This is a genomic window from Dyadobacter sp. BHUBP1 (assembly GCF_050587785.1).
Lineage (GTDB): Bacteria > Bacteroidota > Bacteroidia > Cytophagales > Spirosomataceae > Dyadobacter.
The window spans coordinates 1,044,575-1,057,448 of sequence record NZ_JBOBIH010000002.1 but is presented as its reverse complement, the minus strand read 5'-3'; the positions used below and the strand labels follow the sequence as shown (position 1 = coordinate 1,057,448).

Here is a 12,874-nt window from a genome sequence, read left to right as displayed (position 1 = left end):
CGTTGTTTATCAGTTACCTCCATTCTGCACATCGTCGTTGCGAATGCCTCGTTTGTTCTTTTTGATACCGTCTTTCAGTTTCCCGAATTTGTAGTTCAGACTAAAATTAAAAGACCGGAAGTAATTCCAACGGTCGGTGAACTGGTCGAAGTCCGGACCGAAGGTCACGTTGTGATATCTTCTATACTTCGTAAAAGGATTACTCACGGCCGCTGAAAACGACAGTTTATCTTTCACTACATCCTTGTTCACACTGAAAGAGGTACTTTGAATCGAATTGGTAGTGCCTTGCAGGTTCACGCCCGGACCATTTGCATTCAGGTTGGCATTCACGCGCCAGTCCTTAGGCAACTTGTAACCCGTTGAGAGCGAAAACTGATACATCACCCCACTGTTGGTCGTCTCGATCCCATTCACCATACCGGTCACTTTGCCATGCGCAATGCGGAGATTAGTGCTGAAATTCCACTTTTTCGTGATCGGATAATTTGCATTCAGGTTACCGCTAATGAGCCGTGCGCGGCCGGTATTGCCGTACGAAGTGCGTGTAATCTGTGTTTCGGGATTATAAACGGCAATTTGGAAAATCAGGTCTTTAAAATGCGTGTAGCCCACACCGAAGTTGATACTCCCTTTTTTTGACTTATTATAACTCAATTGAAGATCGTTCACATAGGCAGGTCGGAGGTCTGGATTACCGGTGCGCTCGAAGCTCGGGTTCGACCGGTCGACGAACGGGTTGAGTTGCCAGATGCCAGGCCGTTGAATGCGTTGGGAATACCCGAAGTTAATTCCTGCATTGTTTTTAAGCTTCCGGTTGACCGACACCGAAGGGATGAGGTTGAAGTAATTCTGCTTCACTTTCGAATCGGTGGAAATGAAATCCGCGTCGATGATCGTCTGCTCCACACGTGCGCCCGCTTTCACGCCCCAGTTTTTGAAATTATACGAATATGTATTGTAGGCGCCAAATACCTTCTGCGTATTGTTGTATTTGTTGCTCATCGCCGCGTCCAGCGTGTATGAATTGGTTTCCGAATCGAAGACTAAATATTGGAAATCGCTTTTATTGTCACGCATAATACCCTTCAAACCGGCTTCTATATTCAATTTCTTGACTGGATATACCAAGTCGACCTGGAATGTCTGCTCCGAAAAACTCTGGTCATTGACCTGCCGGTAATCAGGACGAGTGTAATTGATACGATCGGAGATGCCGATGTTGCCGTTTTGTTTGTTGTCGTAGCCATAGTAGCGATAAGAGAAAGTCAGCAGCCGATTTTTATCAGCTTTGAAACCTTTCTGATAGTTCACTGCCGCATCCCGGCCATTACCACGGTCGGAACTATTGCTGGTAACATTGTAGCGTTCCAGGATTTCTTTATCCGCATTCAGGAGCGATGACTGGTAACCATTTTGACTATTTCGGCCACCGTTGACGTTGAGTTGCGCACTCAACAAGTTAAGCGTGTCCACCTCATAAGTGATCTCGTAGCCGATATAGCCATTCTTGTTGTTAATCTCGGTCCACCCGCGCTGGTCGAGCTCCGTGGGGTTGGTCCCCGTAGTCGTGCGGTTGGTGATCGATTGCGTAGCCGGGTTTTTGTACTGGTTCAAACCTGCATTCAGCGACATTCCGATCTTCCCGAGCTGGGCCGAGAGCGAGCCACCGACTCCCGGTCCGCCCGTCGGGAAGCGTTCACTGACATTGAGCGTTCCGTTATATCCGTTATCGATTTTTTTGTTGGTAATGATGTTGATAATCCCGGCGAGGCCTTCCGCATCATATTTCGCAGGCGGTGTCGTAATGACCTCAATGCGTACGATAGAAGACGCCGGCATGCTCCGCAGCACATCCTTGTAACTCCGCTCTACCATACTGGACGGCTTGCCGTTGATCAGGATCTTGAAATCGGTATTGCCTTTGAGAGAAATATTATCTTCGGCATCGAGAGACAGGTAGGGTACCTTACGCATCATTTCGAGCACGCTGTAAATCTTGCTTTCGGGATCGGCTTCAAGGTCATAGCTGATCCTGTCGACCTCCTGTTTGACAATCGGTTTCAATGCAGTAACGGTCACCTCTTTCAGTCCGACGGCTTGCTGGCTGATCGTGATATTCCCCAGATCGACGTGCCGGCGTGTGCTATCGGTCAGATCCACGTCGATCATCTTGTTTTTATATCCTACCCCAACCAGCACCAGCGCATATTTCATCGGTTTCAGGTTTTGAAATGCAAATGAACCGTCGGCCTTCGAAAAATCAGCTTTCACTGCGGTATTCTTGTCTTTCATCAGATTAACAGTAATGAAATCCAGCACCTTCCCGGTCGCAGAATCGGCCACAGTACCTTTGATACTCCCTCCCCCGGATATGCCTGCGGCAGGCGATCCCGCGGCAGGCGATCCCGCGGCAGGCGATCCCGCGGCAGGCACCCCTGCGGCAGGCTCCCCTGCGCCAGGCGCAACTTGTGCAAACGAGTCCTGACAGCAAACCAATCCCGGAATCAGGATAGACATAAGTAGTTGAAATAGTGTTTTCATGGAGAAAAATTTCATGGCTAATAAATTTTGTACGGGCATAGGAATTCCGATAAGAGATTTTGAGCTCTTTCAGACAGTGATCAGTGTATCAATGAATTAGACTATACCATTCTATTGACGCACCGATGCAGGCTAACTTAATTTGGCATTACAAATGTATTGGAAGGTACTTTGCGATGCAAGGTACTAGGCCTGATTTTTCATATTAAGTGATGAACGGCCGAATAGCATGGATGACTGGCGAAGCCTGTGAGTTACTCGCGGGCTCTGGTGTTATTTAAATGTCTTTCGATGAGAAAATTGAGGATCAGACTTAGACCTCCAAAGAGGAATACCATTGCGAGATAGGCTACACCTTTACTGAAATCGTACGTTTTGTCCAACCAGTTTCCCAGCAAAATACCGAGTGCAATGCCCACGAAGAGCATCCCGAATTTCAGTGTAGGATAATATGCCTGGTTCTTATCCGTAAAAATGGAAGCATCGGCACCTTTCTCGATCAGCGCTATACGTTCACGATGCCGTGTCATCAGGAACACATAAACGATCCCGAAAATACCCAGAAAAGCTGCAACAGAAACAAGTACGGCATTCATGACTAAAAGATGGTTAAATTTCGAATGTTACCCATTGGACGGCATCCTGGTATCCCCGGTTACAGTTTTTCCAAAAAAATTCATCAAAATAAATTGCTGAAAATTGTAACCGGCATGCTTTCAACACAGTCATATGGGCACGCGAGCCATGAAATGCATGAAAAACCAGGACGACCTGATCTATATTGAAAACGTAAAGCAGGGCGATCTGACCTCCTATACTTATCTGGTCGAGAAGTATAAGAACATGGCGTTTACCATAGCCAAGAAAATCCTGCCCAACGCCCAGGACGCCGAGGACGCGGCCCAGGAGAGCTTTGTGAAGGCCTATATGCAAATCGGGAGCTTTGAAGGAAAGGCCAAATTCTCAACCTGGTTATACACCATCGTTTATCGAACGGCAATATCGAAATTGCAGCAACCGCGGCTCGCACTGCAAAGTATTGACGACGATTTGGAAGAAAATTACCATTACGCATACAGCCCGCCGCCATTCGAGGCATTACAAGCGCGTGAGCGCGAGCAATTTGTGAAAGATGCGATCAACCGGCTGCCGAAACTCGAAGCACTGGTGATCACTTTGTACTATTTGAATGACAGCACGATTGAAGAGATCGCACAGATAACCGGACTAACGAGCAGCAACGTAAAAATCAAGCTTTTCAGGGCCCGTAAAGTCTTGGGCAAAGAATTGCAGTTTTTGTTATAATGCAGGAATTATGGAGCAGCAAGACGATAAACAGGAAGCGCATTTCAAAAAACTGATCGGCGAAACTGGCACCGACGCACCTTCGGATGCATTTACGCGGACGGTCATGCGGCGTGTGCATGAGGAAGCGGCATTCCGTGCCCTGGTTCGAACGAATGTTGCGGAAGTCCCGTCCGCCTCGTTCCGTTCTGCCATTATCGCGCAAATTCAGGCCACCCAGCCAACCGCTACGCCAAAGCCGGTCATTTCCAGGCAGGTATGGTATTGGATCGCCGCAGCATGGGCGACGCTGATCACTGCCGCGCTTTTCGTCTCCGGCAACGAACAGTCGGAATTCTGGGGCAAAATGAATGGCATGATGGTATCGAATCAGGTTTTCACTCAGAAATTTTCCGACATTCCGCAGCCCGTTATACTTACGATTATCGGGTTGTCGTGCCTCATGCTGCTCGATTATTTTCTCCGGAACAAATGGATAATGTTAAATAAAACGGCCAGATCCTGAGACCTGGCCGTTCGTTCATGGCTATCTTTTCAATCGGTTACCCTCTGCGGTTGTAACGGTTGTCAAAACGGTGCTGATAAGCGAACAAACGTTGGCGTTGCGCGGGTGTAAGGACGTCCAGGATCTCTTTTTGCTTCTCTTCTTCCAGTCTCTTCATGCCCTGGTAGGTATGGTATCGCTGGTTTCTATCGATCAGGCGATCATATTTGTTTTCGATCTTTTTGATCTGGTTCTCCTGCTTGCGGGTCAGTTTTACGATCTCGTCCAGCTTATTGATCTTAAACTCTTCGGCAGCATTGTCGGCGCGGGCGTCGATCACGGCTGGGTTAGGTCTGTTATATCGCTGAGCGAAAGTATTTCCAGCGGTGAAAGTAACTATTGCGGCGATGGCGAAAATGATCTTTTTCATGGTTTCCAGTATTTAAATTGTTTGTTTATGTCTTTTAGAGGCACATTTCCCTCCCAAGTTTAACGCACTGGAAACACAATCTGCGAAATGTCACTGCTGGTAGATGACAGCGGGTTTTCAATCGACGAATAGCGTCTTACTCAAGACCTCATTCGCTCCGCAATGACTTCACCGGATTCATCAGCGCTGCTTTAATCGCCTGGAAACTGACGGTGAGCAGCGTGATCGCGACTGCCAGCAGCGCCGCTACAACGAATACGACCCAGCTCAGTTGAATATGGTATTGGTATTTATCCAGCCAATCGTGCAGAAAATAGAGCGCGATAGGTGAAGCAATGACACAAGAGATGACCACCAGGTATACAAATTCCTTGGAAAGCATCGCCCACATCTGCGCGACACTCGCTCCTAACGCCTTACGAATACCGATTTCCTTCGTACGCTGCTCAGCAGTATAGGCTGCCAGTCCAAACAACCCAAGACAAGAAATAAACACGGCCAGCACCGCAAATACCCGTGACAGTTTCCCTATCCGCTCTTCGGCACGGAATTTAGCATCGTACTCTTCGTCGGCAAACTTGAATTCAAATGGCGAGTCGGGATCGTGCTTTCGGAAAACGGCTTCCACCTTCTTTAAGGCTTTATCGACCGGTGCTCCCGGGGTTAATTTAACGTTGATCAGGTTCGCCCAATCGTATTTCAGCATAAAGATGGTCGGTACCGCCGGCTCGTACGGCGATTGCATGACCATATCCTTGATCACCCCTACCACGTGATGCGGCTTGCCATTATAACGGATCGTTTTCCCTACGATATTTTTGAGACCGGTCAGCTTGACGGCCGATTCGTTGAGAATGAATCCGGCGCTGTCGGTTGAGAACTCCCTCGAAAAGTCGCGGCCCTCGATGATCTTCCAGCCGATTGTTTTACCAAAATCATGGGTACAGGCGATCGTTCCGAACAATGGCACAGAGCCCGGCTCCAATCCCTCCCATTCGAAGCCAATCTGGTTGGAATAAATACCGGTGGTGGGACTCGACGATTCACTCATTTCATATACGCTGCCCGTTTTCAGGAGGTCATTACGCAACGGGTCATATTTACCCCACAAATTGGGAGAGATATTGATCTGTAAAAGCCCCTGACGATCGTAGCCAACCGGCCTGTCTTTCGCGTGCTGGATCTGCTGGAACACGATGATCGTCCCGATAATGAGCGTGATCGAAACCGTGAATTGCAACACCACCATCACTTTACGCGGCACGGCCGAGTATTTCCCCACCTTGAAGGTCCCCTTCAACACCGATAGCGGGTTGAATGAAGAGAGGTAGAATGCTGGATAGCTTCCCGCAACCAGCCCGGTGAAGAGCGCAAAGAAGATCAGCAACAGCCAGAACTGCCAATAGAAGAATGGAAACTTCACATGCTTGCCCGCGAGGTCGTTGAAGGCCGGTAACGAAACGAGTACGATGAGGATCGCGAGCACCAGTGCAAACATCACAACCAGGAACGACTCGCTCAGGAACTGGAATACCAGCTGACTTTTCAGCGAACCGATCGACTTACGAATCCCCACTTCCTTCGCCCGTTTCTCCGACCGCGCTGTACTCAGGTTCATGAAATTGATACAAGCCAGAAGCAATACAAATGCGCCGATAATGCCGAACAGCCATACAAACTGAATGCGCCCGCCGACATTCTGCCCATCCTTGAAGTCGGAGTAAAGGTGCCAGCGGCTCATTGGGTGGAGCATGTATTGCGGCTTGTCGGTTTTGGAGAATGCGTGCGGCATTTCCACGTCCCGGATTTTACGCGAAACCGTGGCAATATCAGCGTGATCGGCCACTTGCGCGAACCATTGGAAAGAGTGGTTACCCCATTGCGTCTGTGCATCCTTTACCCAGCCTTCGGCTTGCAGGTAATCGTTCCAGGGCAGGATCAGGTACAGCTCATTGAAACTCGAATTGAAAGGGATATCCTCATAAACGCCCGTCACTTTCACGTCCTTCTTGATGTCGAGTTTGAGCGCTTTGTTCATCGGATCCGCGTCGCCGAAAAGCGCTTTCGCCAGTGATTCGCAGATCACGATCGACCCCGGGTTTTTCAAGGCATCATAGTCGCCACGGATCATTTTCAGTCCCAGCATTTCCGGAAACGACGGTTGAGCCCACATCCCCGTTTTATTGATCTTCTTATCTCCATTAGCCAGCAAATGCCCGAAATTCCAGGAAGCCAGCGCAGTATGTTTAAAGTCTGCGGAATACTTGGTTGCCATTTCAGTGACCGACGGAATCGAAACCGCTGTACCAGTCCCGGTCTGGCCATTAAAAGTCTGGCTGATCCACGCCTGCACGACACGGTCGTAGCTCTTGTGGTATTTGTTGAAGGACAATTCATCCCATACCCAAAGCCCGATCAGCATCGTGATCGCGATTCCCACCGCTAGCCCGACAATGTTGATCAGGGAATAAACTTTGTTTTTAAGCAGGTTACGGAGTGCGATTACCAGATAATTCTTGATCATGGCCAGGATAGGTATAATGGGAGTTTAGAACGCATTTCGCGAAAGATGTAAAAACCAGTGCGCCGGTTGCATCGGTAAATTCCTGATTATTCACTTCTTAATGCCGTTACTGGATTCGTCATCGCGGCCTTGACACTCTGAAAGCTGATGGTTACCAGCGCAATCAGTACCGCAGCGACGCCCGCCACAGCGAAAAGCCACCAGCTAATGCTCACTTTATAGCTGAAATCCTGCAACCATTCATTCATAAAATACCAGGCGATAGGCGATGCAATCGCCAGCGCAATGACTACCAGCTTGATAAAATCGATTGAAAACAGGCCAAAAATGTTCATTGCCGAAGCGCCGATGGCCTTTCGGATGCCCATTTCCTTGGTGCGCGATTCGGCCATAAACGCAACCACACCATACAAACCCAGGCACCCGATGAAAATTGCGATGAAACTCAGGATTTTAAAGAGTGAGAAGAACTTGGCCTCCTTCTCATAAAAACTATCGAGTGTCTGATCGTAGAACGTGTATTTGAATAAATAGTCAGGGAAAGCAGCCGTCCAAAGCTTTTCGATGCGATTGATCTGTCCCAACCCGGCATTTTTATCCAGTTTCACACTTAATGTCTGATAATTGTTGCGCATGGTCGTCATTACGCATGGAATAATCTCCTGGTGAAGTGTGTAAGTATTGAAATTTTTCACTACACCCACCACCGGGAGTTTCGAACCTCCCCCGCCGATCGTCAGCCGCTTGCCAATAATGCCTTCCGGATCTTTGAAGCCCATTTTTTTGGCAAATGCTTCATTCACGACGTACTCACGGATGGTATCCGCTGGCAAATACATTCTCCCAGCGGCCATTTTAAGTCCGTAAGTATTGAAATAGGCTGTATCGGCGGGACGCATTACCACGGTAAAGTCAAGATCATCGGCATCATTTTCATATCTGAACCCGGTTTGCCAGTTGCTTCTCGACATCGGAGTGAACGCACTGTACGCAACAGACTTCACGCCGGGTATCGCCCGGACCTCGTCCCGTAATGCTTCCAGCTTGCCTTCCGGCTGATCGGGAATGGCAATGGTCACGATCTCGTCCTTTTCAAATCCCAGGTCGAGCGTGCTGAAATACCTCATCTGGCTGTAAGCGATCAGCGTCCCGATCAGGATCACCTGCGAAATAGAAAATTGAAGTACAATAAGCCCTTTACGCAGATTAGATTGACCGCTGCCCGCCGTGCGCATTTTTCCCTTCAATGCTAAAATAGGCTGGTATCCCGACACGACCAATGCAGGATAAAAACCTGCTAGAAAGGTGGTAGCGATGGTCAATGCGACACAACAAAGCAAAATCGACGGATCCTGAAAAAATATCACGTCGCGGGTCTGGATATTGAGGATATCCGCAATATAAGGCAGTAGCAACTGCGCCGAAACCAATGCCAGGAACACCGAAAACACGGTTATGATGCCGGTTTCAGAAAAATATTGGCGTAGCAGTTGTCCACGGGTACTACCCAGCACCTTCCGCACACCCACCTCGCGTGAGCGGCGCAGCGCCTGCGCAGTGGCGAGATTCACGAAATTCACACAGGCGGTAATCAGGATAAAAACTCCGACCAGCGACATGGCCCAGATCATTCCCTTACTGATCGAACGGTTGGTATAATTGCCTGTTTTTGTCGCGAAATGAATGTCCTTAACCGGTTGCAGGACGAACTTCACCCGCTTGTCCTCCTTCGGTTCTCTGTATTTTTTATTGAATGCCAATAGCTGCTGTTCAAACTGCGCTTCGCTCACATTTTCGGGTAACATCAGGTACACCTGGCCACCGCCATAGGTTGAAACCCAATCATCCCAGTTGGTAAATGCGCCAAATTCCTTCAAGGATGCGAAGGAAAGCATGGTAGTAAACGGCAGGTTAGTCGTGGCCAGCGGGTCTGCCACAATGCCTGTCACCACGAAATCCATCTGGTTCCTCACCCGGATACTCTTTCCAATCGGGTCAACTTTTCCGAAATAACGCAACGCCTGCCCCTCTGTCAGCACAACCGAACCGGGATTTTTGAGTGCTTGCGAAGGCGAGCCTTTCAGCCACTTGTAATCGAACATCCCGAAATATTCCGGGCCAATGAATGCGATGTTGTAGCCTGGATCCGAAAACTTCTTTTTCTCCGAGCCCTGTATGACCGTAATCAATGTCTCCCGCAGGCCGTATGTACACGTAACTTGATTGCGGATCTCGGGATAATCGTTGCGTAATGCCGCCAGTGCCGGAAGTTGAATACCTGCATTGAAACCCTTTTCTCCATCTTCCAAGCTATGATTGAGCAGGCGGTAAAGTCTGTCGGCGTTCTTATGATGGCTGTCAAAACTGAGCTCGTACCGCACCGTAAAGAAGATGAGCAGACAGCACGCCAAACTCAAAGTGAGACCAGTAATATTGATCAGCGTAAAATTCCAGTTGCGGCGAAGGTTTCTGAATGAGGTCGTTAGATAGTTTTTGATCATGGCACCTTATTTTCTATTTTTGAATACAATCAAAATGATATCGCTATGTTGACATCCATTAGCGGAGTTTATGAAAACGGGAAAATTACATTGGATGAAACCCCCGTGATAAAAAAGAAATCAAAGATTGTCGTCACGTTCCTGGAAGAAATGGAAGAGCCAATTCACCCAAAGCGCCGCTTGGGCAGCTTGAAGGGGAAGATCGGTACTCCCGATGACTTTAACGCTCCATTGGATGATCTAAACGACTATATGCTTTGATGAAATACCTCCTGGACACTCAAATCGCGATCTGGTCACTGGAAGACCACCCAAATCTCACGACACCCATACGAGCAATTCTCGAAAACCCGCTTAACACATTGCTCGTCAGCCCGATCAGTCTTATCGAAATATCGATCAAGTTTAAACTTGGTAAACTTCCCGATTTTGTCGTAAGCGTCGAGAAAGTTACCCGTCAACTCCTGAACGACGGATTCGAATTACTGCCGATCGGACTGGGTCAAATTTATTCCTACCAGTCTATCCCACTTTTCGAAGATCACCCGGATCCATTCGACCGGATGTTACTTGCGATCGCATTGTACGAGCAAGTTCCGGTCATTACTTCGGATGAAAAATTCGAACGATACAGACCACTTATTCCAGTACTCTTAAACTGAACGCTTATTCGCTCCGTAGCGACTTCACCGGGTTCATCAGCGCGGCTTTGATGCTTTGGAAACTGACGGTGGCCACTGCAACGAGCACGGCGGCGAAACCGACGGCTACGAATACGAGCGGGCTGATTTCGATGCGATAAGGATAGTTATCCAGCCAGAGCTGCATGAAATACCAGGCTGCCGGCGTGGCGATCAGGATGGCAATGAGTACCAGTTTTACAAAGTCCTTGGATAAAACGAACACCAGGCTCGTGATGCTGGCACCCAGTACCTTACGGACGCCTATTTCCTTCGTACGCTGCTCCATGACGATCAGCGCGACGGCGAACAGCCCAAGACACGACAATATTACCGCAACAGCAGAAGCCAGACTGAAAATCTGCGAAAGCCGTTCTTCTTCCTTGTACCAATTGTTGGTGTTTTCATCCAGAAACGAGCCGATAAACTCCGATTCCGGCGTAATCTCCTTCCAAACGTTTTTCAGTTTTTCCATTGACGTTGCCAGCCCCTGAGGCGTCACACGCACAAAAATATACCCGATGCCATCCGTGTGAGACAGATACATCGTAATCGGCTTTTTCTCCGACTTGGAAGAATACAGGTTGAAATCAGGGACTACGCCGATGATCTGATGCTTGATACCGGCAGTATCGGTCTGAAAGAACTTGCCGACAGGGTCTTTTTCGCCAATGGCTTTGGCCATACTTTCGGTAATGATAACCCTTCCCATCGAATCCGTCGGGTAGGCCGGATTAAACTCACGTCCGTTGATCAGTTTAATATTAAGCGTTTTGAGGTAATCGTAGCTGATATGCAGCCAGTCGGTAGTCACTTCCCGCTCCTTGAAAGTGAAGCCAAGCACGCTGCGGGAGGTACTTCGGTCGAGTCCAGTTCCCAGGTTCACACCGGAGCCAGTAATACTCACGACATTAGGGTCGTTGGCCAAGCGATTACGCATTCTGCGCAGCGCTGTCTGCCCATTGACCTTATTCCCAACCGGAATGCTGATTATCTCCTCTTTCTGAAAGCCCAGGGGCTGCTTCCGCAGGTGATCGACCTGCTGCACTGCGATGATGGTACAGCAAATCAGCAGGCTGGAAAGCGCGAACTGCGCGACGATCAGTGAATTGCGCAATATGCCCGGCTTTTTGAGCGACACCTTTCCCTTCAAAACCTCTACCGCATTGAATTTCGACATTTGGAGCGCGGGATACCCACCGGCTATGAGGGTAACAAACAAGAACAGTCCGACCAACATGGCGATTTTGTCGGGTTCGAAGATGTATCCGAGCGTCAGTTTGGATCTGAACGTGGCATTAAATAGCGGCAAAAGCGATATGGCGAGTACTACACCCATCAGAAAGCCCAGGAAGCAAACAACGCCGGCTTCCCCCCAGATTTGGAAGAAAAGCTGTTGTTTCAATGCGCCCAGCGACTTGCGCACGCCTACCTCACGTGCGCGGATAAACGAGCGCGCGACATTCAGGTTAATGAAGTTAATACAGGCAATCAGCAGAATAAAGATGCCAATGCCCATCAACGCGTAAATCAGCGATCCCTCCTTGCCCCCGGAAATTTCCCGGTTAAAGTGAACATCTTCCAGTTTCTGAAGACGGAGTGCGTAGAGGTCACCCCGCTCGTCGGGCTTGGCTCCCTTCTTTTTGAGCTTTGTAATCGTTTCCGCGAAATACTTAGCCGTAAATGGTTTCAGCTTTTTTTCAAATGCCAGCTTATCTACCCCTGGTTTCAGTTTCAGGAAAATATTGTGAGAAAACGCATCCCATTGGTCCTTCTGCTGCTGATAGCCGCTCATATTCTCACTGCGCACAAATGCGTCGAACTGCAGGGAAGAATTCTCCGGAAAGTCCGCAAGGACCCCGCTCACGACGTACTCCTTCCTGCCCCCCTCCAATCCCACCTGAATGCGCTTGCCCATCGGGTTTTCGGCACCGAAAACAGCCTTGGCCATATGTTCGGTAATCACAATGCTGCTCAGGTCCTGCAAAGCGGCCTGCGCACTGCCCTGTTTAAAAGGGAATGAGAAAATCCTGAAAAAATCCGGCTCGGTGAATTTGATATTTTTGTCGAGAAACTTCCCCTTATATTCTACCACATCCGACCCGTTGACGACCCTCGCAATAGCCTCGATGTCGGGGTATTCAGCCTTCAACGCAGGCGTGATAGGGAACGGCATCGAAGCGGTACGATCCACACGTTCGGGATCATTGGAAAAGAAATAAGGCTCGAAGATCCGGTCTTTATCGGCGTGGAAATCATCGTATGATAATGCGAAATAGGCCGTCAGGAACAAAAAAACGCTTACGCAAAAAGCTACCGAAAGACCAGCGACATTGATAAAAGCATAACCCTTGCTCTTCCAAAGGTTACGCAATGCGATTTTGATATAGTTTTTGAACATAAGAA

Annotated in this window: 10 protein-coding genes; 4 read left to right on the top strand and 6 right to left on the bottom strand. The window is 48.8% G+C overall.

Translation table 11 applies throughout. The annotated features are described in order from the left end of the window. Positions 1 to 9: 9 nt before the first annotated feature. Both ACQ4MZ_RS11170 and ACQ4MZ_RS11165 read right to left on the bottom strand, forming a co-directional pair. Positions 10 to 2,520 (bottom strand): outer membrane beta-barrel family protein, encoded by a 2,511-nt coding sequence (locus tag ACQ4MZ_RS11170; RefSeq protein WP_430845026.1) that lies wholly within the window; start codon positions 2,518 to 2,520, stop codon positions 10 to 12. A gap of 278 nt (positions 2,521 to 2,798) precedes the next feature. Further along, positions 2,799 to 3,140 (bottom strand): DUF6249 domain-containing protein, encoded by a 342-nt coding sequence (locus tag ACQ4MZ_RS11165; RefSeq protein WP_430845025.1) that lies wholly within the window; start codon positions 3,138 to 3,140, stop codon positions 2,799 to 2,801. 157 nt (positions 3,141 to 3,297) lie between these two features. Between ACQ4MZ_RS11165 and ACQ4MZ_RS11160 the strand changes: the two genes are divergently transcribed. Beyond that, positions 3,298 to 3,849 (top strand): RNA polymerase sigma factor, encoded by a 552-nt coding sequence (locus tag ACQ4MZ_RS11160; protein ID WP_430845024.1) that lies wholly within the window; start codon positions 3,298 to 3,300, stop codon positions 3,847 to 3,849. A gap of 10 nt (positions 3,850 to 3,859) precedes the next feature. Then, positions 3,860 to 4,354 (top strand): hypothetical protein, encoded by a 495-nt coding sequence (locus ACQ4MZ_RS11155; RefSeq protein ID WP_430845023.1) that lies wholly within the window; start codon positions 3,860 to 3,862, stop codon positions 4,352 to 4,354. A gap of 37 nt (positions 4,355 to 4,391) precedes the next feature. On the opposite strand, the gene ACQ4MZ_RS11150 is transcribed toward ACQ4MZ_RS11155, so the two are convergent. From ACQ4MZ_RS11150 to ACQ4MZ_RS11140, 3 genes are all read right to left on the bottom strand, one after another. Beyond that, positions 4,392 to 4,763 carry a hypothetical protein gene (locus ACQ4MZ_RS11150; protein ID WP_430845021.1) on the bottom strand — a complete coding sequence of 124 codons (372 nt, stop codon included), beginning with the start codon at positions 4,761 to 4,763 and terminating at the stop codon, positions 4,392 to 4,394. 148 nt (positions 4,764 to 4,911) lie between these two features. Beyond that, the gene (locus ACQ4MZ_RS11145) at positions 4,912 to 7,287 is read right to left on the bottom strand and encodes an ABC transporter permease (protein WP_430845019.1); all 2,376 of its coding nucleotides are present in this window, start codon (positions 7,285 to 7,287) and stop codon (positions 4,912 to 4,914) included. Positions 7,288 to 7,373: 86 nt separating this feature from the next. After that, entirely contained in the window at positions 7,374 to 9,788 is a 2,415-nt protein-coding gene (locus ACQ4MZ_RS11140; protein ID WP_430845017.1) for an ABC transporter permease, read from the bottom strand. Positions 9,789 to 9,833: 45 nt separating this feature from the next. Here ACQ4MZ_RS11140 and ACQ4MZ_RS11135 point away from each other — a divergent pair, with 45 nt between their 5' ends. After that, positions 9,834 to 10,049, top strand: a complete 216-nt coding sequence (locus ACQ4MZ_RS11135; protein ID WP_430845015.1) for a hypothetical protein — start codon at positions 9,834 to 9,836, stop codon at positions 10,047 to 10,049. Further along, the gene (locus ACQ4MZ_RS11130; protein WP_430845013.1) at positions 10,049 to 10,450 is read left to right on the top strand and encodes a type II toxin-antitoxin system VapC family toxin; all 402 of its coding nucleotides are present in this window, start codon (positions 10,049 to 10,051) and stop codon (positions 10,448 to 10,450) included. Before ACQ4MZ_RS11135 ends, ACQ4MZ_RS11130 begins: the two co-directional genes overlap by 1 nt. Before the next feature lie 4 nt (positions 10,451 to 10,454). Here the strand turns inward: ACQ4MZ_RS11130 and ACQ4MZ_RS11125 are convergent, their stop codons facing one another. Next, positions 10,455 to 12,869, bottom strand: coding sequence for an ABC transporter permease (locus ACQ4MZ_RS11125; protein WP_430845012.1), 2,415 nt, complete (start codon positions 12,867 to 12,869; stop codon positions 10,455 to 10,457). Positions 12,870 to 12,874 lie beyond the last annotated feature (5 nt).